Genomic DNA, 24,170 nt, shown 5'->3' with positions numbered 1-24,170 from the left:
CTGCGCCGACGCCCGGATGGAATTCCGGGTATCCCTGAATGGACGTTGGTTGACTCAAACTATCAAGGTCACTAACGAACCCGCCCGGCACAACTGGCCGGGCGGGACGTGGATCAGGTACCGCTCTGCAGCAGCATCGCCCGAACGTGGCCGATGGCCTTGGTCGGGTTCAGCCCCTTGGGACAGACCGCCACGCAGTTCATGATCGAACGGCAACGGAACACGCTGAACGGATCGTCCATGGCGGCCAGACGCTCCTGGGTCTTGGTGTCGCGACTGTCGGCCAGGAAACGATAGGCCTGTAGCAGCGCAGCGGGGCCGAGGAACTTGTCGGGATTCCACCAGAAGGACGGGCAGGACGTCGAGCAGCAGGCGCACAGGATGCACTCGTAGAGGCCGTCGATCTTCTCGCGATCTTCCGGGCTCTGCAGGCGCTCGATGGCGGGTGCCGGGGTCTCGTTCTGCAGGAACGGCTTCACCTTCTCGTACTGCTTGTAGAAGATGCTCATGTCCACGACCAAGTCACGGATGACCGGCAGACCGGGCAGCGGACGCACCACCAACTTGTCGTTCTTGACCACGGCCGACAGCGGCGTGATGCACGCCAGGCCGTTCTTGCCGTTGATGTTCATGCCGTCGGAGCCGCACACGCCTTCGCGGCAGGAACGACGGTAGGAGAAGCCTTCATCCTGCTCTTTGATCAGAGCCAGGACGTCCAGCACCATGAGGTCCTTCCCACCGGTATCGACCTGGAACTCCTGCATGGACGGCAGGCCGTCCTGATCCGGGTTGTAACGATATACGCTGACTTTCAACATGGTGGTCACCTTTAGTAAGTCCGAACCTTGGGTTCGAACATCGGTACGGTCTTGGGCGCGAAATTGACTCCACGCTTGGAGACCCGCTTTTCACCGGGGAAATAGAGGGTGTGGCACAGCCAGTTCTCGTCGTCACGCTCTTCGAAGTCTTCGCGAGCGTGGGCGCCGCGGGACTCCTTGCGGTTCTCGGCGGCGATAGCGGTCGCTTCGGCCACTTCGAGCAGGTTCTGCAGCTCGAGGGCTTCGATGCGGGCGGTGTTGAAGCCCTGGCTCTTGTCGTTGATCTTGACCTTGGCGATGCGCTCGCGCAGCTGGGCCAGCTCGGCGATGCCCTTCTGCATGTACTCACCGGTGCGGAACACCCCGAAGTAGTTCTGCATGCAGGTCTGCAATTGCTTGCGCAGGGTCGCGACGTCTTCGCCGGTGGTGCGCTCGTTGACGCCGGACAGGCGCTGCAGCGAGGCCTCCAGGTCGGTCTCGGAAGCACCGCGGTGCTCGATGCCGTCCTTGAGCGCCTTCTCCAAGTGCAGGCCAGCCGCACGGCCGAAGACCACCAGATCGAGCAGCGAGTTACCACCCAGGCGATTGGCACCGTGCACGGACACGCAGGCTACTTCGCCCACGGCGAACAGGCCTTCGATGATCTTGTCGTTGCCGTTGGCGTCCTGAGTGATGGCCTGGCCATGAATGTTGGTGGCGATGCCGCCCATCATATAGTGGCAGGTGGGGATCACGGGAACCGGTGCGACGACCGGATCGACATGGGCGAAGGTCTTGGACAGTTCGCAGATGCCGGGCAGGCGGCTGTGCAGCACCTCTTCGCCCAGGTGGTCCAGCTTCAGCAGCACGTGGTCGCCATCGGGACCACAGCCATTGCCGGCCAGCACTTCCTTGACCATGGAACGGGCGACCACGTCGCGACCGGCCAGGTCCTTGGCGTTGGGCGCATAACGCTCCATGAAACGCTCGCCGTGCTTGTTGATCAGGTAACCACCCTCACCACGGCAACCTTCGGTGACCAGTACCCCGGCGCCGGCGATGCCGGTCGGGTGGAACTGCCACATCTCGATGTCCTGCACCGGCACGCCGGCGCGCAGGGCCATGCCGACGCCGTCACCGGTGTTGATCAGGGCATTGGTGGTGGAGGCATAGATACGGCCAGCACCGCCGGTGGCCAGCACGGTGGCCTTGGCCTTGACGTAGACGGTCTCGCCGGTCTCGATGCAGATGGCGATGACGCCGACGACGACGCCGTCCTGGTTCTTCACCAGGTCCACGGCGTACCACTCGTTGAGGAACACGGTGTTGTTCTTCAGGTTGCCCTGATAAAGCGTGTGCAGCAGGGCATGACCGGTACGGTCGGCTGCGGCACAGGTACGGGCAGCCTGGCCACCCTTGCCGTAGTCCTTGGACTGGCCACCGAAGGGACGCTGATAGATGCGGCCCTGTTCGGTACGGGAGAACGGCAGACCCATGTGCTCGAGTTCGAACACCGCTTCCGGGCCTACGGAACACATGTATTCGATGGCGTCCTGGTCACCGATGTAGTCGGAGCCCTTGACGGTGTCGTACATGTGCCAGCGCCAGTCGTCGTTCGGGTCGGCCGAGGCGATGGCGCAGGTGATGCCGCCCTGGGCGGACACGGTATGGGAACGCGTCGGGAAGACCTTGGTGATCACCGCGGTCTTGTGTCCGGACTGGGCCAGTTGCAGGGCTGCGCGCATACCGGCGCCGCCGCCACCTACGATGATGGCATCAAACGAAATATGACGAATTGTGGACATAGATCAAACACCCCAGAAGATCTGCACGCCCCAGACGAAGAACGCGAACATCGCGAACCCGCATACCGCCTGGAAGAGGAAACGCACGGCGGTGGCACCCTTGCCGATCGCCATGGTGGTCAGGTAGTCGGTGGAGATGGTCCACATACCGACCCACGCATGAACGCAGATGGACACCAGCGCCAGCAGGCTGAAGATGCGCATCAGGGTGTGGGAGAACAGGCCATGCCATTGCTCGAAGGTGAGCCCTGGGTGAAGGATCAGATAGCCGATGATGAAGAGGAAGTAGACCGCGAGGACGACTGCCGAGACCCGTTGCGCCATCCAGTCGTAGAGACCGGAACGCGAAAGATTGGTGACGTTGGTTACCATACCCAAACCCCTGCCAGAATGATCAGAACTGCGGAAATGACCAGCACTAGCTGCGCGCCCAGCTTGCCACCCTGCAGGGTTTCGCCGGCACCACCGTCCATGATCAGGTGCCGAATGCCGGCGACCAGGTGGTAGAGCAACGCGGACAGCAGACCCCAGATCACGAGCTTGACCAGCGGATGCGCCAGAAAAGCTTTCACCTGACCGAAGCCTTCCTCGCTACCCAGCGACAGGTGCAGCCCATAGAGCATTACCGCGATGCCGAGGAACAGGATGACGCCGGAGATACGGTGAAGGATCGAGGTATAAGCTGTGATAGGAAGTTTGATGGTCCTGAGATCTAGGTTTACAGGTCGTTTGCTATTCACGGCTTCTTTCACACTGAGGGCCCAATTGCGGTCGGGCTAGTTATAGGAGATCCCACATCTGCTAAGCGCTTCCGCAAGGAAGCGCCGACCGCTCGGCATCAGGCTTACCGACCCGGTACGGTCGGGCGAGAATTATAGACAGTTAGCCTACTCATGACAAACGCGGATGCCCGATTCCGACGTCGCCAGCTGATATTCAGAAGCCTGCGTGTTAATGTCTTTTCGCCGCACAATCTGCCCAGAAAGAGCCTTTAGGGTGATATTTTCGTAAATTGACTTTCAAATTTATCCCTCTATAGTAAGCGAGGCCCTGAGTGGAGGGTTTATTGATGATTTCAAAGCAAAATAAGGAGGCCTAATGGCTGACAAGAAAGCGCAGTTGATCATCTCGGGAGCGGATCCGGTTGACCTGCCCGTTATGTCCGGCACGCTTGGCCCGGACGTGATCGATGTTCGCAACCTCACCTCCACTGGTGTGTTCACCTTCGACCCGGGCTTCATGTCCACCGCGTCCTGCGAGTCCAAGATCACCTACATCGATGGTGACAAGGGCATCCTGCTGCACCGCGGCTATCCCATCGAGCAATTGGCGGAGAAATCCGACTATCTCGAGACCTGTTACCTGCTGCTCAAGGGTGAATTGCCGAACACGCAAGAAAAAGCGGAGTTCGTCGATACCATCAAGAACCACACCATGGTTCACGAACAACTGAAGAACTTCTTCAACGGCTTCCGCCGCGACGCCCACCCCATGGCCATCATGTGCGGTGTGGTCGGCGCCCTCTCGGCCTTCTACCACGACTCCCTGGACATCACCGATCCGCAGCACCGCGAGATCTCGGCGATGCGCCTGATCGCCAAGATGCCGACCCTGGCCGCCATGGTGCACAAGTACTCCATGGGCCAGCCGATGATGTACCCCCGCAACAACCTGGGGTATTCGGAAAACTTCCTGCACATGATGTTCAACACCCCGTGCGAGGAAAAACCGATCAGCCCGGTGCTGGCGCGCGCCATGGATCGCATCTTCATCCTGCACGCCGATCACGAGCAGAATGCCTCCACCTCCACCGTCCGCCTGGCCGGTTCTTCGGGTGCCAACCCCTTCGCCTGTATCGCCGCGGGCATCGCCGCTCTTTGGGGTCCGGCGCATGGGGGCGCCAACGAGGCGGTGCTGAAGATGCTGGACGAGATCGGTGACGTCGCCAACATCGACAAGTTCGTGGCCAAGGCCAAGGACAAGAACGATCCGTTCAAGCTAATGGGCTTCGGCCATCGCGTGTACAAGAATTTCGATCCGCGTGCCACGGTGATGAAGAAGACCTGCGACGAGGTCCTGGCCGAACTGGGTATCAACGATCCGCAGCTGGAACTGGCCATGCGCCTGGAAGAGCTGGCCCGGAAGGATTCCTATTTCGTCGAGCGTAACCTCTACCCGAACGTGGACTTCTACTCCGGCATCATCCTCAAGGCGATCGGTATCCCGACCAGCATGTTTACCGTGATCTTCGCCATGGCCCGTACCGTTGGCTGGATCTCGCACTGGCAGGAAATGCTGTCCGGTCCGTACAAGATCGGCCGCCCGCGCCAGCTGTACACCGGCGTGACCCAACGCGACATTCCGGACGATCGCGGCTGATTCAGTCGCGTCGTGCAGAACCCCGCCTCGGCGGGGTTTTTTATGGCTGCCTTCCGCCCGATTATGGAACGGAATCGGCAGGCACAAAAAAGCCCGCACTAGGCGGGCTTTTTTGCATCTAGATCAGGCTAATTACTTGGCCTGAGCTTCGACTTCAGCTTCTACGCGACGGTTAACGGCGCGGCCAGCTTCGGTGGAGTTGTCCGCAACCGGACGGGACTCACCGTAACCAACGGCGTTAACGCGGCTGCCTTGCACGCCGTACTGGTTGACCAGCACGTTACGCACGGCATTGGCACGACGCTCAGACAGCTTCTGGTTGTAGGCGTCGGTGCCGACGGAGTCAGTGTGGCCTTCAACGGTAGTAGTGGTCTGCGGGTACTGCTGCATGAAGTCAGCCAGGTTCTTGATGTCGGCGTAGCTGTTGGGCTTGACCACGGCCTTGTCGAAATCGAATTTCACGTCCAGCTCGACGCGAACGGTTTCGGCAGCAGCCGGGCAGCCGGTAGCGTCAACGGTGACGTTGGCCGGGGTGTTCGGGCACTTGTCGACGTTGTCGCAGACGCCGTCGTTGTCGGAGTCGGTGCAGACGTCGGCAACGGGAGCCGGGGCCGGAGCCGGGGCAACGGCTTTCTTGGTGGAACCACCGAAGTTCAGACCAACACCTACAGCAGCGCTCCACTCGGTGTCGCCGTAGTCGATGTTGTAGTTGGCTTGTACGCCGGTACGGGCGTACAGGTTCTCGGTGAAGTAGTACTTCAGACCAGCGCCGACGTTGGCGTAGGTGGAACGGTCACGACCACCTTCGTTGATGTCGCGGTTGCTGATGGACTGGTGAGCGAAGCCACCGGACACGTAGGGACGCAGGCCCACACCCGGCTGACCGAAGTGGTAGTAGGCGTCCAGAGCGGCCAGGCTGCCCTTGATGTTCTTGTGGCCCAGGTCATGGTCGCCACGGGCGTTGTGGTACTCACCGTAGGACAGCGCCAGCTCGACGTCGTCGGTCAGGAAGTAGCCAACGGAGCCACCGTAGAGGTCAGCATTGGTCATGTTGCGCTGGCTGTCGGTGAACAGACGGCTGCCGAACAGCTCAGTCTCGACGGCGCCTTGACCTTGTGCCAGGGCGCTCAGCGAGGCGCTTGCCAGCAGGGAGCCGATAACGACGCCCAAGGTGCTCTTCAGTTTCATCCTTTGTATCCCCATTCTAGTGGTACTAATTCCGGCAATCTCCGGAGGCTTCGACAACAAGTTTTCGTGAAGTTCAAAAACTTACGGCAGACTCATCCCGTCAGCTCTCAACTTCAGCTGCGAACTTGTCACGCAGTTTGTCGAGTGCCCGCTTGTATCGCATCTTGGTGGCGCTGAGGCCCATGTGCATGATATCGGCGATCTCCTGGAACTCCAGCTCGGCGACGAAGCGCAGCACCAGAATCTCCCGATCGACCTGCCCCACATGGACCAGCCAGCGATCCATCCCTCCCTTTTCTTCCAGCTTCGGCGCCCGTTCTTCCGAGGCTTCTTCCATCGGATCCAGGCTTAATGCCTCCACCAGTCGCCGCTTGCGGCGCTCCTTGCGGTACTGAGTGATGCACTCGTTGTACGTAATGCTGTACAGCCAGGTCTTGAATTTCGATTTCCCCTCGAAATTCTTCAAACCGTAAAGCACCTTCAGCATGATCTCCTGGCAGACATCGTCCGCATCCCGGTCGTTCCCCAGGTAGCGGGCGCAGACGTTGAACAGGGTGCGCTGATAGCGGCGCATGAGTTCTTCGTAGGCTCGCGTCACGTGGAAGAGTTCACCATGCGCACGCTGCACCAGCTCTTCGTCACTGAGCGAGGTCGGGTCGTAGGCATAGGGGGCGGACTTGTTCAAGACGGAAGATGACTACCAAAAATTGGCGGGCATGATAGCCATCTCCGCAGCGCCTGTCAGCGGCTGCGCACCTGAGCCTCCAGTAATAGACGGTTCGGCAGCGAAACGATATCGCCCTCCTCGGTCAAGATGAGGGTTTTTGCGGTACCGATTTCCTCGATCTCGCCTTCGACGTCCGCCAGGGTCACCCACTGGCCCACTTCATAGAGTTCGCGCACATAGATGCCGGCCAGAATCTGCGAGACCAGCCCCCGGCTACCGAGCCCCAACGCCAGGGCCGCGGCCAGGGCGAAGGCGGTGAGCACGATGGCGATGACCATGTTCAGCAGTTCGGTCTTGATCTCCAGTTGGCCGACGGCGACCGAGATCGAGATGATGATCACCAGGCCCTGGGCGAGACGCCCCAGGCCCGCGGCGTAGTCCAGGCCGACGCCCTCGGCCGCGCCATGGACCAGGCCGCTGACCAGCTGTGCCAGCAGCACACCGACGATCAGCACCAGGGCCGCGCCGAAGATCTTCGGCACATAGAGCGCCATGACATCCAAAGTGGAAGAGACGCGCTGCAGACCCAGGGACTCGGCGGCCGAGACCAGGAACACCAGCAGCACGAACCAGTAGACGATGCGGCCGATCAAGGTGGTGACCGGCATGCGGATGCCGATCTTGGCCAGTTGCTTGGTGACCCCGGCGCCGGCGAGTACCCGGTCCAGGCCGAGCTTGGCCAGCACCTTGGAGAGTACGGTATCGAGGATCTTGGCGACGGCGAAACCGGCCAGGATCACCACCAGGGCGCCGAACACATTGGGAATGAAGCCCGCCACCTTGCTCCACAGGGTGGTCATGGCGGACAGCAGGCTTTGGGTCCAGATATCGAATTCCATCTACTTCAGGATCTCCGCGAAGAAGGATCGGTCCGCCCGGTGCGACGGGACCGCGGCTTCAGATGAGGGGCGCCATTGCCCAGCGCCATCAGCAGCGCCGACATCCAGTGGCGGCCGATCAGATCGAAGAGCGCGCCGGCACCGACCTGGCGGTTGGCGGTCTTGAGCACCCGATGCAATCGGGCCTGATCATCGCCCTCCTCGTCCTGGGCTTGCGCCGGGGTATTGAGGAGCGCCTTGAGGGACGCTTCGAAGGGATCGTGCATAGGCACCTCGCTGGTCGTGTTCTCTTGACGCAGCGAGGTGGAAGCGGGTCACAGCCAACGCAGTCGCCGGAACAACCAGACCTGGAAGAGCGACACCGCGGCGATCAGCAGGCAAGCGGCTACGAAGCCGAAGGGTGACGAGGATCCCGGCAGGCCGCCCATGTTCATCCCCAGCAGGCCGGTGATGAAGCTGATGGGCAGGAAGAAGCCGGTGATGATGGCGAGCAGATAAAGGGTGCGATTGGTCTTTTCGGTGGTCGCCCGCTGTTCGGCGTCCTGCAGCAGCGCGACCCGCTCGCGCATGACCTCGAGTTCTTCCAGATTGCGTACCAGGCTGTTGTGCAGTTCGCTCCAGTAGCCCTGGCTGTCCGCCTCGACGAACCAGGCGGGCTTGCCGCGGGCGAGATCGGCGTAGATGTCGCGTTGCGGGGCCAGGTAGCGCCGCAGTCCGGTCGCCCGGCGCCTGAGGGTCAGCACCTGGGCGTGATCGGGCAGGCTGCTCTCGTCCTGGTCGACCTGCTCTTCGAGACCATCGAGCTGATCGGAGAGACCCCGCACCAGATCGTCGACCCGGCTGGTCATGTAGCTGGCGAGGTAGAGCACCAGGTCTCCGGCGCTCTGGGCACCGATGCCCGCCTCCAGGTCCTCCTGGACCTCGGCAGCGGCCTTCATGGGTCTCATGCGCAGGGAGATCACTCGACGTCGGTCGACGAACACCCGCAGCGAGACCATGTCTTCGGGGACGGCACCGGGGTTGAGGTTCACCCCGCGCAGGAACAGCAGCAGACTGTCGTCAGGCTGATTGACCAGGCGTGGACGGGTCGCCTCTTCGAGCAACAGGTCGCAGGCGAACTCGCTCAGGCCGCTGGACTGGCGCAGCCAGGCCTGGGCCTCGGGGACGCTACGGTCCCAGTGCAACCAGAGGGTTTCATTGGGTGCGGGTTCTACATCAGCCAGTTCGCGCCGGCTCAGGCGGCGACCACCGCCACGGCCATCGAGGAGATAGCCATAGATCAGGCCCTGTTCCACATCGCTGTCGTACTGCTGCATCTGGCGTCTCTTGCAGGGATCGCCAGGCGATCCGGTGGACGCGGCCCTGTGAGCGCAACGGCCGCGTCCGGGGAAAAATGAATGGTTTGATCCCTGGAGGGGTCACCCCGCCCTTCGGCAGCGGGGTGACCCTGGGATCAGGCGTTGCCTTCGGCCAGGAAGAACCAGGTGTCGAGCACGGAGTCGGGGTTCAGCGAGACACTCTCGATGCCCTGCTCCATCAGCCACTTGGCCAGGTCGGGGTGGTCCGAGGGGCCCTGACCGCAGATGCCGATGTACTTGCCGGCCCGGTTGCAGGCGGCGATGGCATTGGCCAGCAGCTTCTTGACCGCCGGATTCCGCTCGTCGAACAGGTGGGCGATGATGCCGGAGTCGCGGTCCAGGCCGAGGGTAAGCTGGGTCAGGTCATTGGAACCGATGGAGAAGCCGTCGAAGTGTTCGAGGAACTCGTCCGCCAGCAGGGCGTTGGAAGGCAGCTCGCACATCATGATGACGCGCAGGTCGTTCTCGCCACGCTTGAGACCGTTCTCGCCGAGCAGCTCGACCACGCGCGCCGCCTCGTCCAGGGTGCGCACGAAGGGCACCATGAGTTCGACGTTGGTCAGGCCCATCTCCTCGCGCACCTTCTTCATGGCGCGGCATTCCAGCTCGAAGCAGTCGCGGAAATTCTCGCTGATGTAGCGGGAGGCGCCGCGGAAGCCCAGCATGGGATTCTCTTCCTCGGGTTCGTAGAGCTTGCCGCCGATGAGGTTGGCGTACTCGTTGGACTTGAAGTCCGACAGGCGCACGATGACCTTCTTCGGCCAGAAGGCGGCGGCCAGGGTGGAGACCCCTTCCACCAGCTTCTCGACATAGAAGCCGACCGGATCCGAGTAGCCGGCGATGCGCTTGTCGACGCTTTCCTTCACGTCGAAGGGCAGGCTGTCATAGTTGAGCAGGGCCTTGGGGTGCACGCCGATCATGCGGTTGATGATGAATTCGAGGCGCGCCAGCCCCACGCCAGCATTGGGCAACTGGGCGAAGTCGAAGGCGCGGTCGGGATTACCGACGTTCATCATGATCTTGAACGGCAGCTCGGGCATGGCATCCACCGAGCTCTGGCGGATGTCGAAGTCCAGCTCGCCTTCGTAGATCAGGCCGGTATCGCCCTCGGCACAAGAGACGGTGACGGTCTGGCCATCCTTGAGCAGGCTGGTGGCGTTACCGCAGCCGACCACCGCCGGGATACCCAGCTCGCGGGCGATGATGGCGGCATGGCAGGTGCGACCGCCGCGGTTGGTGACGATGGCGCTGGCGCGCTTCATCACCGGCTCCCAGTCGGGGTCGGTCATGTCGGAAACCAGGACGTCACCGGGCTGGACACGATCCATCTCGCTGACGTCGCGGATGATCTTGACCTTGCCGGCACCGATGCGCTGGCCGATGGCACGACCCTCTACCAGCACCTGGCCCTTGTCCTTGAGCAGGTAGCGCTCCATGACGGTGGCGCTGGCGCGGCTCTTCACGGTCTCGGGGCGGGCCTGGACGATGTAGAGCTTGCCGTCGTCACCATCCTTGGCCCACTCGATGTCCATGGGGCGACCGTAGTGACGCTCGATGATCAGCGCCTGCTTGGCCAGTTCGGTGACCTCGGCGTCGGTGATGGAGAAACGGGCACGGTCGGCGGGCTCGACGTCGACGGTACGCACGGAGCGACCCGCCTTGGCTTCTTCGCCATAGACCATCTTGATGGCCTTGCTGCCCAGGTTGCGTCTGAGGATGGCCGGGCGACCGGCTTCCAGGGTGGGCTTGTGGACATAGAATTCGTCCGGGTTGACCGCACCCTGCACCACGGTCTCGCCCAGGCCATAGGCGGCGGTGACGAAGACTGCATCGCGGAAGCCGGACTCGGTGTCCAGGGTGAAGAGCACGCCGGCGGCGCCGGTCTCGGAGCGCACCATGCGCTGCACCCCGGCGGACAGGGCGACCAGCTTGTGATCGAAGCCCTGGTGCACGCGGTAGGCGATGGCGCGGTCATTGAAGAGGGAGGCGAAGACTTCCTTGGCCGCGCGGATGACGTTGTCGACGCCACGGATGTTGAGGAAGGTTTCCTGCTGGCCGGCGAAGGAGGCATCGGGCAGGTCTTCGGCGGTGGCCGAGGAACGCACGGCGACGGCCAGGTTGGGGTTGCCGGCGGAGATCTCGGCGAAGGCCTTGCGGATCTCGCTATCCAGACGCTCAGGGAAGGGAGCGTCCATCACCCACTGGCGGATCTGGGCGCCGGTCTTGGCCAGGGCGACGACGTCATCGACATCCAACGCATCGAGGGCCGCATGAATGCGATCGTTCAGGCCGCTCTGCTCGAGGAAATCGCGGTAGGCCTGGGCCGTGGTGGCGAACCCGCCCGGAACGGAGACGCCCGCGCCGGCCAGGTTGGCGATCATCTCGCCGAGGGATGCGTTCTTGCCGCCCACACGCTCGACGTCATGCACGCCGAGCTGCTCCAGTGAAATTACATATTCGTCCAAGGTCTTCTCTCCATCTTGTGTCTTTGTGGGAAAGCAGTACGCCTCGGCGCTCGCCCCATGGACAGTGGACGGCGGTGGGTTACAGTGCAGCGATCCCTGCTCCGTACGCCACCAGGACGTCCATGCCATGCAACGAACCGCCTTCTTCATTTCCGACGGTACCGGCATCACGGCCGAAACCCTCGGTCAGAGCCTCCTGGCCCAGTTCGGGGACATCACCTTCAGGAAGGTCACGCGACCCTACGTGGATACGCTGGACAAGGCCAGGGCCATGGTACAGCAGATCAATGCCGCGGCCGTGCAGGACGGCGCGCGGCCCATCATCTTCGATACCATCGTCAACCGTGACATCCGGGCCATCCTGGACCAGTCGAACGGGTTCATGATCGACATTTTCTCGACCTTTTTATCCCCACTCGAACGGGAACTTTCCGCCGAATCTTCGTATTCGGTAGGGAAGTCACATTCGATCATGCACAACAGCCACTACATGGAGCGCATCGAGGCCGTCAATTTCGCACTCGAAAACGACGATGGTGCCCGCACCACCCACTATGCGCAGGCCGATCTCATCCTGGTGGGGGTCTCGCGCTGCGGCAAGACGCCGACCTGTCTCTACATGGCGCTGCAATACGGCATCCGCGCGGCCAACTATCCGTTGACCGAAGAGGATATGGAGCGCCTGCAACTGCCTGCATCGCTCAAGGCCTATCGCGACAAGCTGTTCGGTCTGACCATCGACGCCGAGCGCCTGGCCGCGATCCGTCACGAACGCCGGCCGAACAGTCGCTATGCGAGCTTTGCCCAGTGCGAATTCGAGTTGCGCGAGGTGGAGAGTCTGTTCCGCCGCGAGAACATCCCCTTCATCAACACCACGCATTTTTCCGTGGAGGAAATCTCGGCGAAGATTCTGGTGGAGAAAGGGGTGGAAAGGCGGTTTAAATAGCGCACCACCCTCCTCCTTCGCGCCTGCGTGGCGCCCCAGGCGACCGCCATGAATCTCGTCGATGCCCTGCTGTTCTTTCCGGTCGCCCTGCTCATCGCCCTGACGCCCGGCCCGAACAATTTCTGCTCGTTGAGCAACGGCATCCGCCATGGCGCCGTCACCGCGGGGCTGGCTGCCCTGGGGCGCGACCTGGCCTTCGTGGTGTTCCTGGTGATCTCGGCGGTGGGCCTGGGTGCCATGCTGCTGGCCTCGGAGACGGCCTTCACGGTGATCAAGTGGATCGGCGCGCTCTATCTGCTCTACCTGGGTGTGAAGAGCTGGCGCAGCCGGGCCTTCGATGGCCTGGACCTGGACGAGCCGGGCAATGCGCAGCCGCGCCCGCTGCACCGGCTGATGCTGCAGGAATTCCTCATCGGCATCAGCAACCCCAAGGCGATCCTGCTGTTCGCCGCGGTCTTCCCGCAGTTCATCGATCCCAACCAGCCCACTACCCAGCAGTTCGTCTACCTAGGCGGGACCCATCTGTTCGCAGAGCTGGTCGCGGCCTTCGTCTATGGGCTGTTCGGGCGGCAGATCCGCCGCTTCATCCGCGGCCCGCGGGGCATCCGTCGCCTCAACCAGGCCACCGGGGCGTTCTTCGCCAGCGCGGGTGGGCTGCTGCTGACCGCCCACCGCTAGCGAGCTCGCCGTCCTCAGCGAGCGGCGAGTCCGGCCTGGGCGCCCAGTTTCGCCAGGGCTGCCTCTATCGCCGACCAGGCTCTGTCCTGGTTGCCCGCCACTGCCGGCTTGGCTTCCGCAGCCGCACGGGCAGCCCGGACCAGTTCTCCGAATGCCGCCTGCGTAGCCGTCGACCACGCCTGGTCAGCTGCCAGCCAAAGGCGCTCCTTGAGACGCTCACCGGCCTGGCGGGCGAACTGCAACCGGCGCTCCCGTGCGCTGCCGTCCGCGTCATGCTGCTCGATCAGGCCAAGGGAGAGTGTCTTGTAGGCCGGCAAGCGGTCGAGGAGACCTTGTTGGACCTGGACGGTCGCGGGCCAGTCGACGTGCAGGCCCTCGACCGGCAAGCCGGTCGCCAGCCCCAGATTATCGCTCAGCTCACCGTCACGCACGGCCAAGAGCTTCTTGAGCGGCTCACGCTGCAGCAGGTTGTAGGCCCGCTCGAAGGCGGTCCGCCAGGCGAGCGGCAGCTCCAGGCTGAGGATGGGTTCGTCGATCTGGACCCACTCCACGCCCTGGGAGGCCAGCCGGGCGAAGATTTCACCGTAGACCGGCAGCAGCCGCTCGAGCAGCTCCAACCGGTCGAAGGCGGGATCGAGGGAGCGACCGAGCCACAGGTAACTCAGCGGCCCAAGGATCACCGGCTTGACGGCGAGGCCCAAGGCACGGGCCTCGGCCACCTCGGCGAACAGCTGATCCCAACCGAGCGCGAAGGCCTGGTCACGGCTGAATTCGGGAATCCGGTAGGTTAGCTCGCCCAAGAACCAGGGCGCCCGGACTTGCCGGACCTGGTTAGCCGCTTCGAGCGCTTCGCCCCCGGACACCTGCCCGACCAGATAGGAATGGGCGAGGATGCGATCGCCCCAACTGAAGTCAGCGACGCCGATCAGCTCGATGCCCGCCGCCTGTTGGGCGCGCCAGGCCTGCTGACGTTGCTGGCGGCCGGCTGCGACGAGATCGGCCACGGCGCGACCGGGATGCGGCCTGGTCGCCAAGGGGCCTTCGCCATCGCGTTCGAGCCAACCAGAACCTTGGGAATGAAGCCTGACCATCGCGCACCTCCAACTAACGAGGTGCCGATTGTCCTATCACGGGACACATGAGACAAACTCAGGTTTCTTGTATAGAACTCAAGTTTTTCTCATACAGCGGCTTGTCAGGATTTGAAGCGTGCCATGCTGTAGCAATCGACGAAGACGCCATCGCGCAACGCATAGCGGCGCAGCAGGCCCTCCTCCTCGAAGCCGAACTTGCGGTACAGCGCCAGGGCCGGCTCGTTGTCGCTGAAGACGGTCAGCTCCACTCGCTGCAGGTTCATCCAATTGTCGGCGAGGTCGAGCAGCGCGGCCAGCAGCTGGCTACCTATGCCCTGCCCCTGGCAATCCCGGGCGACGCCCATGCCGAGGGCACCACAATGCTGGCGGCGGATGCGTGGCTGCTGTTCGAGACTGGCGCTGCCCACTACCCGTTCCTGCAGCAGGGCGACCAGGGCTACCCGCCCCTCGCGTTCACCGCTCTGGCGCTGCCGCCATTGCTCGGCGGTCTGGTAGGGCAGCTGCAGCACCTGGCGGGCCACGGCCGGATCGCCATAGAGGGCGGCCAAGCCCTCGGCATGGCGGTCGGCATAGCGTTCGAGGTGGATGGCGGGACGGGACACGGGCGGCACTCCTTCGCGGAAGCCCGCAGCTTCGCCCAGGTCCGAGGCGTGGACAAGGGCGAAGCGAGAGTTGCCTAGGTCGGCAGCGGGGTCAGAGGGTCCACTTCAGACTGAGCATGACGTTGCGCGGATCGCCGTAGACGCCCTGACCAGTGCCTTCCGGAATACCCTGCCAGTACCTTTCGTCGAAGACGTTGTTGAGGTTGACGCGACCATCCCAGTGCTCGTTGAAGCGATAACCCGCCATCAAACCCATGACGGCATAGCTGTCCTGCTTGGCTTCGCCGTTGCCGACCCGCTGGAAGGTCTCACTCTGCGCCTGCATGTCCGCGCCGATCCGCCATTTGTTAAGGGCACCCGTCAATTGATAGCTGGTGGCGGCCTTGAACAGATGCTTGGGCTGATCCGGTGCGAAGCGACGATCCTCGAACTGAACATCCTTGGTGTATTCGCTCAACAACAGGGTATAGGCGGCCGAGGCCTGCCAGTTGGGCGCCAGTTGGCCGGAAATTTCCGCGTCGATGCCACGACTGCGGACTTCGCCGGCTGCACTGTAGCAACTCTGCGCCGGATAGCCGGGGCAGAAGGTGGCCTGGTTGGCCGGCAGGTAGGCGCGGTTTTCCTGGAGGGTATCGAACAGGGCGACGGAGGCGTTCAACGCACCCTCGAAGTAGCTGCCCTTGAGACCGATTTCGTAGCTCTTGCCGGTCATGGGCGCCAGGACCGAGCCAGCGGCATTCTGTTCGCTCTGCGGCTTGAAGATCTCGGTGTAGCTGGCGTATACCGAGTAGGTGTCGTTCAGGTCGTAGATGATGCCGGCGTACGGGGTGACTTCGCGTGTGGCCTTGTAGTCGTTGTCGCTGTACAGGTTATCGAAGTCGTACCAGCTGACGCGGCCGCCGACGATGACGTGCAGCGGATCGACGGGGTTGAAGCGCGCCGCCGCATACACCGCCTCTTCGGTCGTGGTGTTCTTGCTGGCGTAGGGCGTCAACGCGGCCTTGTCCGGTTTGACGACGCTGCTGGGCCGGAAGTTGAAGATGTCGACCGGAGTCACGCCCGAATAGCCCCCCCGTTGATAGAACTTTTCCTGGCGCCGACTGATCCCGGCTACCAGCTCGTGTTCTCGCCCCAGCAACTGGAACGGGCCGCTGACCGAGGCATCGAGATTGAGCTGGTCGGAATCGGTGCGGTAGGCGCCGGAGGCGGTGCCGAGGTCGCTGACGGAGGTGTAGCTGTAATCCGCCGCCGTGGAGGTCAGGTAGTTGGAGAAGGTATCGGAATTCGCCCAGACCTGTTGCGCCGCCAGCTTGGCCTTCCAGCCATTGTCGAAGGTGTGGGTGATGTCGGAGAACAGGGTGTAGGTGTCCTGATCCCAGTAGGACCAGTCGCCACTGAGGAAGGTGGAGCGTGACAGGTGCAGGTCTTCGCCGTTGGGTCCGCTAGGCAGGCTGCCCCAGTCGGAGGTCTTGTCCTCGCGCTGCTTGGACGCGCCTATGGTCCAGGTGGTGCTATCGGAGAGATCGGCTTCGAGCACGCCGTAGAAGGTCTGCCGCTGGCGCTCGCGTACGTCCTGGAAGCTGTGCCCGTCCTCATAGGCTGCGACGGCCCGGCCGCGCAGGGTACCGGCTTCGTTCAGCTTGTTGGAGGCATCGACCTCGGTGCGGTAGCGATCCCAGCTGCCGGCACTGGTGGTGACGCTGACTTGCGGGAAGGCGGTCGGCCGCTTGCGCACCAGGTTCAGGGTGGCCGAAGGATCGCCCGCGCCCGTCATCAGGCCGGTGGCGCCGCGCACCACTTCGACGCGATCGTAGAGGGCCAGGTCCGCCGAGGACAGGGTGTCCAGGGTGAAGGTACCCGCGGTGGTAGGCAGCCCGTCGTACATGATGTTGTCGATGCGGAAGCCGCGCGAGAGGAATTCCTGGCGATCGCCACCGAACTTGTTCAGCGTCACCCCTGGGGCGTAGCGCACGACGTCGTTGAGGTCGCTCATGCCCTGGTCTTCCATGCGCTGCCGGGTGATGACGCTCACCGACTGGGGCGTCTCGCGGATGGACAGCGGCAGGCCGGTGGAGGTGCTCATGGCCCCGGTGGTGTAGGAATGGGTGCCCTCGGTGGTCGCCCGGCCACTGAGCGAGCCGTCGTCGGCGGTGATGGTGGTGGCGTCAAGGGCCAGGCTCCCCGACGCCGCCTGGCTGGCCACCGGGGCGACGGTGGCGACGTTGCCCGTGACCGAGGCGGCCAGGCCGCTGCCGGCCAGCAGGCGTTGCAGGGCGATTTCCGGCTCCAACCGACCCGCTAGCGCCGGCGCACGCTTGCCCGCCAGGGCGGCAGGATCGTAGTTCACCTGCAGGCCACTGGCGCGCGCGAAGCTCTGCAAGGCATCGGCGAGCGGCTGCGCGGGTTGTGACAACGAAACGGGGGCGGCCTGGGCGAGCGCTGCCACGCCGAGCGAAACGGAGAGCGCCAGGATGCGCACGGAAAAGAGCTGCATGTCGTTGGTCGTCCTATCGAGAGGCTACCGACCCGTCCGTACCCCACGTAAGGACTCGCTGGAGGCTTTCCAGGGACCGGCAGCCGATGCCGTCTTGCGCGGCGGACGCAGGCTAAGCAACTCCAATGCGTATGTAAATGCAAATTAATATCATAAGTGACACCATATATTCATTTGTTCGCCGCGGACCGCTCAAGAACGCGACTTTCCGGCCAGCGGCCATCGGTCAAAATTTTCGCCGTATTTTCAAGAAGATGTTGCGAGAAGCAGCGGCACAGCGCTGGATGAAAGTAGCCTTTGGCGGTCGCGGCTCTGCAGGCTCAACCGGCCAGTGTAGGAGTCCCCTGGGAACCAGGCGCAGCCGCCTCCCCTTGCGGAAAGGCTTAGAGGCACGCAAGAACAGCTAGGTAGAGCCGGCGAAGCCTGGGATTCGCTCAGAGCAGGCGGCGGGTGCCGCTGCTTTCGTCGCGGAAACGCTTGGCGATGGCCAGGATCTGCGGCTCGATGGCGAGGAAGGCATCCAGTATCCGCGGCTCGAAGGTACTGCCGCTCAACTCTCGCATGAGCTCCAGGGAGTGCTCGTGGCTGAAGGGCTCCTTGTAGCAGCGCCGGCTGATCAGGGCGTCGTAGATGTCGGCCACCGCCATGATGCGCCCGGCCAGGGGGATGTCGGTCCCGGCCAGCCCGTTCGGATACCCCGTGCCATCCCACTTTTCATGGTGGGTACCGGCGATGTCGGCGGCCAGGGCAAGGAAGTTGTCGTCCTCCAGGTGGCTGGCGGTATTGAGGATGATCTGGCGACCGAATTCGGCGTGCTTCTGCATCACCGCCATTTCTTCCGGAGTGAGTCGGCCCGGTTTCAGCAGGATGGCGTCCGGCACTCCGACCTTGCCAATGTCGTGCAAGGGCGCGGAGAGGAACAGCAGCTGGATGTATTCCGGCGTCAGCAGGTCAGGATCCTGGCCCGTGCGGTGCAGCTCCTCGGCGATGGCGCGCACATAGTATTGGGTGCGCTTGATGTGGGCGCCGGTTTCGGGATCACGGGTCTCGGCCACTGCAGCCATGGACTCGATGGTGACCTGGCGCGAGCGCTCCAGGCGTTTGCGCCAGCGCTGTTCGTGACGCTGGGCGACCACGATCCGCGTCACCATGGCGAGGCCGGAGAGCACCACCACCAGCAGCAGCGGGCCGGCCAGGGGCATGAAGATGCCGTGCGCCCCGAACAGCCAGGCGCCGATCAGCAGGGGCGCGACGATGAGGGTAACGGCCAGCAGCGCGAAGCGGCCCTGGCTGCGATTGACGAAGAAGCCGGCCGACAGCAGCAGACCGCAGAGCAGGCAGAGCGCCAGCTGCAAGGGACCGGCGAATTGCGGGACCCGCACCAGGGTGGCATCCAGCAGATCCTGGGCCAGGGCCGCCTGCAAGCGAGCGCCGGAAAAGATCTGCCCGAGTGCCGTGGCATGGAAATCGTTGAAGCCCGCCGCCGAGACGCCGACCAGCACGATTTTCCCACGGAGCGCGCCGTCCGGCAGGGCGCCCCTGAGCACATCCAGCGCGGAAGAGCGCGGATAGCGTTCGGCATCGGCATTCAATCGCAGTAAGGCCTGGCCCTGGTCGTCGATGGGCAGGCGCAGACTACCAAGCAGCAGGGTCGGTCCGATGGGGCCGGACTCGATCACGCCATGGGTCAAGCCGAGCGCCCGCATGGTAGCCGCCAGCGCCAGGCTCGGATGGACGATGCCCTGATGGCTCATGAGCAGGGGTACCCGGCGCACGACGCCGTCGCTGTCGCGCTGGCTGTTGATGAAGCCGCTGAATCGCGTCTGGCTGGCGATGGCGGGGACGCTGTCCAGCACGCCACTGGCCGTGGGCAGGCGGAGAGTATCGAGCGCCCCCTCGAAGCCGACACCGGTACGCAGACCGCTGGTGGGGGGGAGGCTTTTATCGAGGGCAAAAAAGCGCGCGCCGACCGCGCCTACCTGGTCCATGACGTGGCCGAGGTAGCCGTCGTTGTCCTGCAGGTCCACGGGCACGCCGGAAAAGCTCAGCTGCACGCCGAAATCGTCCTGGAAGGTCTGCTGCAAGGCCTTGAGCGAAGTCCGGTCGGGCTCGCTGAAGAGGATGTCGACGGCAATCGCCGCCGGCTGGGCTTCGGCGATCCGGCTCAACAGTTCGGCCACCCGATAGCGCGGCCAGGGCCATTGGCCAAGGGCCGCGAGGCTGGCTTCATCGATGCTCACCACCTGGACCCGGGTAGCGTCCCGATCCGGCGTGAAGAGCCGGCTGAGCTGGTCGTAGGAGAGTCGATTGAGATACTGCAGCGGAGCGACGTCAAGCAGGGCGCCGATGCCGAAGACCAGGGACAGCCCGAGACTGAGGGCGAACATCCAGGGAGCCCGGCGACGCAGCACGGAGGCGACGGAATTCATGCATCGGCCTCTAGAGGATCAGGATCTCGACCCGTCGATTGCGCGGCTCGGACTTGCCAGGGCGAGAGGGTACCAGCGGAACCTTGTCGCCGAAGAATTCGACGTTGATGGGCAGCTTGGGATCGAGACGCTGGAGCAAACCGGCGACCTTGCGCGCACGCTGGGCAGAGAGATCGAGGTTGTAGGCGGCGGTCCCGGACGCATCGGCATGACCGAACACCGAGATTTCGGTAGGCATCCGCTGGCGCGCCGTCTCCAGCACTTCGGGCAGCAGCGCCTTGGATTGCGCGGTGAGCTCCATGCTGTCGGAGAGGAAATTGAGGATGAACGTCTTGGGTGGGGAAGGCTGAGCCGCGAGTACCGCGCGATGCTGCTGTTCGAAGGCCGGCTGTCCCACTGCCTGCGGAGGCGTAGGCGCCTCACCCACGCGGCCAACGGTCACTTCGGCGAAGCCTTGATCGATCGACTGCTGCCCACCGGCATTGCGGACAGTGACCGCCCCGACGTGGCCGTCTTCGTCAGGCATCAGCGTCACGCGCGTTTGTGGTTGATTGGCGCAGCCCACCGTCAGCAGGGCCAGCAACAGGACGCTGGCCAGGCGAGCGCGGGAGGAAAGCCCGGAAAGGAAGGAAGCCTTCATTGCGCCTGGACCAGGAAACGGGTGCCGCGCACGCCTATGGTGGCGGTGGGTGTCTCGATCTTCACCGAATCCGGGGCGACCTTGCCGATCTTGCCGGAGGAGTAGATCGCCGATCCCTTGTGCAGATAGAGCGAAAAGCCATAGCGGCTGCTGCGCGGCTCGAAGACGTAATCACGCAGTTGGATATCAGCGCCGCTGCCCAGGGTGAGCAAGGTACCGTCGACGAAGACGATGGCCGCGGTAGCCTCGGGCCCGGCCTGCAGCCGGTCCGAGACCTGCAGGGTGTCTCCGGCGTGGGCATCGAGGGTCGTCGTCTGACGCTCTATCTTGACGCTGCCGGAAAGACTCTTGATCAGCGCCACATGGCCGTCTTCGGCAGCGAACAAAGGATTTGCCAACATCCACAACAGCAGCAACAACGAGGCGAGCGAAGGTCTTCTCATGGCGTCCTTGTCCCAAGACAGAGGGGCTCGGCGCGGCTCACGGGCTTAGGCCCGTGACCGGCGGAGAGCCAAGAGTCTGGCCGGGACAGCGATCCGTAAACAGCCTCTATGTCGCCATTTTCGTGATGCATGTCACCTTTTGTAGTTAAAAAAGCCAAGCGGCAGGTCAAAGGGTATGAGTGGCACATTGACATCATCGTCAGCCTTCGTACCCGTTCGAGACGAAAAGCCGTGGCTGCGGTCTAGAAGCCATCTTTCTCAAGGCAGGCGTCATGCACATCATCCTGGTCCGCCACGGCAAACCCGATCTCTCCAGCAAGGCTCGCTGCACGCCCCGGGAGATGAAGGAGTGGGTAGCCCGCTATCAGCAGGCCCCGGTACCCGGTGACCAGGTGCCTAGCGAGACACGCCAACTGGCGCAGCAGGCGGGTCAGGTCCTGAGCAGTCCGATCAGTCGTTGCGTACGTTCGCTGGAGTATCTGGTGGGCCACCCGAACAGTCCGACCGATGAAGTCTATGCGGAAGCGCACCTGCCCTATCTGGAAGTGGACGCCCCCCGGCTGCCGGTCAAGGCCTGGCGCCTGCTGTTTCGTTCGGCGTGGTTCCTAGGCTTCGCCGCCCATACCGAGTCCATCGGCAAATCATCCGTACGGGCGAGCGAGGCGGCCGAGCGACTAATCGAACTGGCCGAGCGGCACGGCTCGGTGCTCTTGATGGGCCACGGGATCATGAACGTGCTGATCGCCTGGCAGTTGCGCAAGCGCGGCTGGCGTGGCCCTCTGCATCTGCTGCTGAAGGACTACTGGCAGCCGAGCATCTATCGCCAGGACCAGCGCTGAAGCCGCTCAGCGCTGCAGTTCGGCACGCGCCTCCGCCAATTCCCGGCGAGCCTCGCTCAGTTTGTCGACGCGCTTCTGGATCTTGTCGGCGTCGCCCTCGGCGCGGGCTTCCTGCAACTCCCGCTCGCGCTCGCCGACCTGGCGGAGTTTGTCCTGGATGTCGTCGAGGCGCTGCTGACGCAGGCCGTCATCGGTGCAGGTCGCCTGCACCTGGCTCAGCGCCCGGCGCAACCCCGCCACCCGCCCGCGGTTGCCTTGCGCCTCGGCCGCGGCGATCTGGCGCTCCAGGTCGAGCCGCTTCGCGGCGCAACCCTTCGCCTCGGCCGCCTGGGCCCAGCCGGGCAACACCAAGACGGTAGCCAACAGCGTACCCATCAGCCTGGCGTTCATCGTCGTCTCCCCCTGCGAATGTTGCGGATTTGGACCAGCCGCTGCGGCGATCGTCCTGCCCACAGCGGTGGGAGGTCCCGGCGCCCTCAGCCGTCCAGCGAGGGACCGACCAGGGCGGCGAGCTGGTCGTAGACGCCGGGCGCCGCTACCAGCAGCGGATTGCCGTTGACCAGGCCGTCGTTGCGCAGGAAGGCATTGCGGCGGCCCCCAGCCTCCTGGATGAGGACCAGACCGGCCAGGCAATCCCAGCCATGGATGAGGGTTTCGTAGTAGCCGATCAGGCGTCCGGCCGCCACGTAGGCGGTCATCAAGGCACCCGAGCCGTTGCGGAAGAATTGGCCGCCCTCGGCCAGCAGGCCGGTGACGAAGGGCAGGAAGTGTTCCTTGCCGCGGCGGTGGGTAGTGCCCAGACCGGTGAGGCCCTGGCGGATGTCGGTGGCGGCATGGACACGCAGCGGCTGGTCGTTGACGAAGGCGCCGTGGCCGCGCAGGCCATGGAAGAGTTCGCCGTGATTGGGGTCGGCGATGGCACCGAGCAACGGCTCGCCGTCACGCATCAGACCGATGGAGACGCACCAGTTGTGCAGGCCATTGAGAAAGGGCGCGGTGCCATCGATGGGATCTATGACCCACAGATAGGGTGCGCTCAGGTCGGTGGCGCCGCCCTCTTCGCCCAGCAGCCCATCCTCGGGAAAGCGTTCGCTCAGGCGCTGGCGGATCAGGTCTTCCAGGGTCTTGTCGGCGATGCTGACCACGTCTTGCAAATCATCGCCCTTGTGATCCACCTGGAGGGCGCCGCGCTGCCGATAGAAATCGAGGCCGCGCTGAGCCGCCTCCCGGGCGATTTCCTGGACGGCAAGGTAGCGGGCGGCGATGGCGGGATCGAGAGTGGTCATGGGCGTTCCTGTGGCGATAAAGAGACCAGGGTGCCAGCTCGACGCAGGGAAAAGAATCCCTCGCGGGCCGAGAGGCCAAGCAACGCAGCGGTCCCGCTGGCCGCGACAGTGAAGTCTGACTTAAGGCCGTGGTCATTCCCATGTCATCTCCCTAATGCAGTCTGTCGGTTACCTACAGTCGATACGGCGAAATGCGTCAGTGGATCGCACCAAATCCGCTGGCAGCCGGTCAGAATCCTTGAGCGCTCGATGTACCCGGAGGACGCCATGACCGCCCAAACGTCGCTTTTCCAAGGCAATGGTCAGCTGCAGCAGCTGCGCCGACTGATTCCCAGAAAACATTTCGAAAACCTGGAGCGGCATCTCGAATTGCTGGCCCAAGAGTTCCCGCTGTTCGATCACCCTCCGCTGGTCATCGATTGCCCCGTTGCCGAAACCCTGGAAAACCTCGGTATCCGCGCCTTCCAATGGCAAGGCACAGGCGACATGCCGCAGCGCATGGCGCTGGGCAGTGCCCTCATGGGCGAAGGTTTCAAGGCACAGTCCAGCACGCCGGAATACACCCTCTATCTGAACAACCGCGGTGAAAAAGTGTTGTTACGTCAGGAACCCCAGGGCAGTCGGACGTTGCTGAGCCTGGTTTCGGACAGCACCGCCCTGTTCGCCTACCTGGCCGCTCAGCACAGCGAGGCCGCACCGGTCTGTTGAAGCACTAGCGCCCTGTTCGCTCCGGATCGCCAGCGGTGTGACAACCTAGCGATCCGGAGTGGAAAGCAGGTCACATTTGTGCATTAAGGTATAACTATTGGGGAACCAAAACCTACATGGAATGGTAGAGTCGCGGTTCAGATCCACCAGGAGACCCAAGGAATGGGAATTCGCACACTGGCCAGCGCCTTCGCCCTTTTCATCACCTTCGATGCTCAGGCGGCCACTCTTCCGTCAGTGCCCCAGCCCAGGCTCGCCGATCTCGGCCTCAAGGCCAACACCGCCCTCCCCCATGCCATCGTTCCCGGCGCCGACTCGCGTGCCGCTGGCGACAAGTCGGTTACCGATGAGGCGCGCTGGCTCAACGAGCGCCTGCCTTTAGCCCAGGAACAGCGCTGGGTTTTCTGAGCGCCATCGCCCGGGCAGGTAGTTGCCGACGAATGACACGGCGCT

General features: G+C 63.5%; 24 protein-coding genes. 6 read left to right on the top strand and 18 right to left on the bottom strand.

Going from position 1 to position 24,170, the window contains the following annotated elements; genetic code table 11:
• Window positions 1–113 precede the first annotated feature (113 nt).
• Genes QZ471_RS11810 through sdhC form a run of 4 tightly spaced genes read right to left on the bottom strand, consistent with a single transcriptional unit; the run spans window position 114 to window position 3,354 of the window.
• On the bottom strand, window positions 114–818 hold the full coding sequence (locus QZ471_RS11810; RefSeq protein ID WP_007159253.1) for a succinate dehydrogenase iron-sulfur subunit: 705 nt from the start codon (window positions 816–818) through the stop codon (window positions 114–116).
• An 11-nt stretch (window positions 819–829) separates the two neighbouring features.
• Window positions 830–2,602, bottom strand: a complete 1,773-nt coding sequence (gene sdhA / locus QZ471_RS11805; RefSeq protein ID WP_295463887.1) for a succinate dehydrogenase flavoprotein subunit — start codon at window positions 2,600–2,602, stop codon at window positions 830–832.
• Window positions 2,603–2,605: 3 nt separating this feature from the next.
• Window positions 2,606–2,974 (bottom strand): succinate dehydrogenase, hydrophobic membrane anchor protein, encoded by a 369-nt coding sequence (sdhD, locus tag QZ471_RS11800; protein WP_027596955.1) that lies wholly within the window; start codon window positions 2,972–2,974, stop codon window positions 2,606–2,608.
• On the bottom strand, window positions 2,968–3,354 hold the full coding sequence (gene sdhC / locus QZ471_RS11795; protein ID WP_177339194.1) for a succinate dehydrogenase, cytochrome b556 subunit: 387 nt from the start codon (window positions 3,352–3,354) through the stop codon (window positions 2,968–2,970). Before sdhC ends, sdhD begins: the two co-directional genes overlap by 7 nt.
• 346 nt (window positions 3,355–3,700) lie before the next feature.
• Here sdhC and gltA point away from each other — a divergent pair, with 346 nt between their 5' ends.
• Window positions 3,701–4,981, top strand: a complete 1,281-nt coding sequence (gene gltA / locus QZ471_RS11790) for a citrate synthase (protein ID WP_295463881.1) — start codon at window positions 3,701–3,703, stop codon at window positions 4,979–4,981.
• A 132-nt stretch (window positions 4,982–5,113) separates the two neighbouring features.
• On the opposite strand, the gene QZ471_RS11785 is transcribed toward gltA, so the two are convergent.
• The 6 genes from QZ471_RS11785 to ppsA all read right to left on the bottom strand — a co-directional run bounded on the left by QZ471_RS11785 (window position 5,114) and on the right by ppsA (window position 11,558).
• A complete protein-coding gene (locus QZ471_RS11785) occupies window positions 5,114–6,169 on the bottom strand; it encodes an OmpA family protein (protein ID WP_295463878.1) in 1,056 nt (351 codons plus the stop codon).
• A 100-nt stretch (window positions 6,170–6,269) separates the two neighbouring features.
• Window positions 6,270–6,854: an RNA polymerase sigma factor SigX gene (gene sigX, locus QZ471_RS11780; protein ID WP_295463876.1), complete on the bottom strand. Its 585-nt coding sequence runs from the start codon at window positions 6,852–6,854 to the stop codon at window positions 6,270–6,272.
• 56 nt (window positions 6,855–6,910) lie between these two features.
• Complete coding sequence (locus tag QZ471_RS11775; RefSeq protein ID WP_295463875.1) at window positions 6,911–7,735, bottom strand: mechanosensitive ion channel domain-containing protein; 825 nt, start codon at window positions 7,733–7,735, stop codon at window positions 6,911–6,913.
• A gap of 5 nt (window positions 7,736–7,740) precedes the next feature.
• The gene (locus tag QZ471_RS11770) at window positions 7,741–8,001 is read right to left on the bottom strand and encodes a hypothetical protein (protein ID WP_059226964.1); all 261 of its coding nucleotides are present in this window, start codon (window positions 7,999–8,001) and stop codon (window positions 7,741–7,743) included.
• Window positions 8,002–8,049: 48 nt separating this feature from the next.
• Window positions 8,050–9,051: a zinc transporter ZntB gene (locus QZ471_RS11765; protein ID WP_295463872.1), complete on the bottom strand. Its 1,002-nt coding sequence runs from the start codon at window positions 9,049–9,051 to the stop codon at window positions 8,050–8,052.
• Window positions 9,052–9,188: 137 nt separating this feature from the next.
• On the bottom strand, window positions 9,189–11,558 hold the full coding sequence (gene ppsA / locus QZ471_RS11760; RefSeq protein ID WP_295463870.1) for a phosphoenolpyruvate synthase: 2,370 nt from the start codon (window positions 11,556–11,558) through the stop codon (window positions 9,189–9,191).
• Window positions 11,559–11,685: 127 nt separating this feature from the next.
• Here ppsA and QZ471_RS11755 point away from each other — a divergent pair, with 127 nt between their 5' ends.
• Window positions 11,686–12,504, top strand: coding sequence for a pyruvate, water dikinase regulatory protein (locus tag QZ471_RS11755; RefSeq protein ID WP_295463868.1), 819 nt, complete (start codon window positions 11,686–11,688; stop codon window positions 12,502–12,504).
• A 48-nt stretch (window positions 12,505–12,552) separates the two neighbouring features.
• The gene (locus tag QZ471_RS11750) at window positions 12,553–13,182 is read left to right on the top strand and encodes a LysE family transporter (RefSeq protein ID WP_295463866.1); all 630 of its coding nucleotides are present in this window, start codon (window positions 12,553–12,555) and stop codon (window positions 13,180–13,182) included.
• 14 nt (window positions 13,183–13,196) lie between these two features.
• Here QZ471_RS11750 and QZ471_RS11745 read toward each other — a convergent pair whose 3' ends face one another.
• From QZ471_RS11745 to QZ471_RS11720, 6 genes are all read right to left on the bottom strand, one after another.
• Window positions 13,197–14,186 (bottom strand): hypothetical protein, encoded by a 990-nt coding sequence (locus tag QZ471_RS11745; RefSeq protein ID WP_295463864.1) that lies wholly within the window; start codon window positions 14,184–14,186, stop codon window positions 13,197–13,199.
• 191 nt (window positions 14,187–14,377) lie between these two features.
• Window positions 14,378–14,878, bottom strand: a complete 501-nt coding sequence (locus QZ471_RS11740; RefSeq protein ID WP_295463862.1) for a GNAT family N-acetyltransferase — start codon at window positions 14,876–14,878, stop codon at window positions 14,378–14,380.
• 91 nt (window positions 14,879–14,969) lie between these two features.
• Window positions 14,970–17,372: a TonB-dependent siderophore receptor gene (locus tag QZ471_RS11735; RefSeq protein ID WP_295463861.1), complete on the bottom strand. Its 2,403-nt coding sequence runs from the start codon at window positions 17,370–17,372 to the stop codon at window positions 14,970–14,972.
• 434 nt (window positions 17,373–17,806) lie between these two features.
• Window positions 17,807–19,801: a CHASE2 domain-containing protein gene (locus tag QZ471_RS11730; protein WP_295463859.1), complete on the bottom strand. Its 1,995-nt coding sequence runs from the start codon at window positions 19,799–19,801 to the stop codon at window positions 17,807–17,809.
• A 10-nt stretch (window positions 19,802–19,811) separates the two neighbouring features.
• On the bottom strand, window positions 19,812–20,441 hold the full coding sequence (locus QZ471_RS11725) for an OmpA family protein (protein ID WP_295463856.1): 630 nt from the start codon (window positions 20,439–20,441) through the stop codon (window positions 19,812–19,814).
• A complete protein-coding gene (locus tag QZ471_RS11720) occupies window positions 20,438–20,884 on the bottom strand; it encodes a FecR domain-containing protein (protein WP_295463854.1) in 447 nt (148 codons plus the stop codon). The genes QZ471_RS11725 and QZ471_RS11720 overlap by 4 nt, the downstream gene beginning before the upstream one ends.
• A 272-nt stretch (window positions 20,885–21,156) precedes the next feature.
• Between QZ471_RS11720 and QZ471_RS11715 the strand changes: the two genes are divergently transcribed.
• On the top strand, window positions 21,157–21,723 hold the full coding sequence (locus QZ471_RS11715; protein ID WP_295463852.1) for a fructose-2,6-bisphosphatase: 567 nt from the start codon (window positions 21,157–21,159) through the stop codon (window positions 21,721–21,723).
• Between the two features lie 6 nt (window positions 21,724–21,729).
• On the opposite strand, the gene QZ471_RS11710 is transcribed toward QZ471_RS11715, so the two are convergent.
• Together QZ471_RS11710 and QZ471_RS11705 are read right to left on the bottom strand one after the other, a co-directional pair.
• Window positions 21,730–22,113 carry a DUF1090 domain-containing protein gene (locus tag QZ471_RS11710; RefSeq protein ID WP_295463850.1) on the bottom strand — a complete coding sequence of 128 codons (384 nt, stop codon included), beginning with the start codon at window positions 22,111–22,113 and terminating at the stop codon, window positions 21,730–21,732.
• Window positions 22,114–22,199: 86 nt separating this feature from the next.
• On the bottom strand, window positions 22,200–23,009 hold the full coding sequence (locus QZ471_RS11705) for an inositol monophosphatase family protein (protein WP_295463848.1): 810 nt from the start codon (window positions 23,007–23,009) through the stop codon (window positions 22,200–22,202).
• Window positions 23,010–23,276: 267 nt separating this feature from the next.
• Here QZ471_RS11705 and QZ471_RS11700 point away from each other — a divergent pair, with 267 nt between their 5' ends.
• Window positions 23,277–23,717: a hypothetical protein gene (locus tag QZ471_RS11700; protein ID WP_295463846.1), complete on the top strand. Its 441-nt coding sequence runs from the start codon at window positions 23,277–23,279 to the stop codon at window positions 23,715–23,717.
• A 162-nt stretch (window positions 23,718–23,879) separates the two neighbouring features.
• Window positions 23,880–24,125: a hypothetical protein gene (locus QZ471_RS11695; protein ID WP_295463844.1), complete on the top strand. Its 246-nt coding sequence runs from the start codon at window positions 23,880–23,882 to the stop codon at window positions 24,123–24,125.
• Window positions 24,126–24,170: the final 45 nt, after the last annotated feature.

The sequence above is a fragment of the uncultured Pseudomonas sp. genome (assembly GCF_913774235.1).
Classification (GTDB): Bacteria; Pseudomonadota; Gammaproteobacteria; order Pseudomonadales; family Pseudomonadaceae; genus Chryseomonas.
Note: the sequence above shows the minus strand (reverse complement) of the source record. Positions and strands in the feature narration are given on the sequence as shown.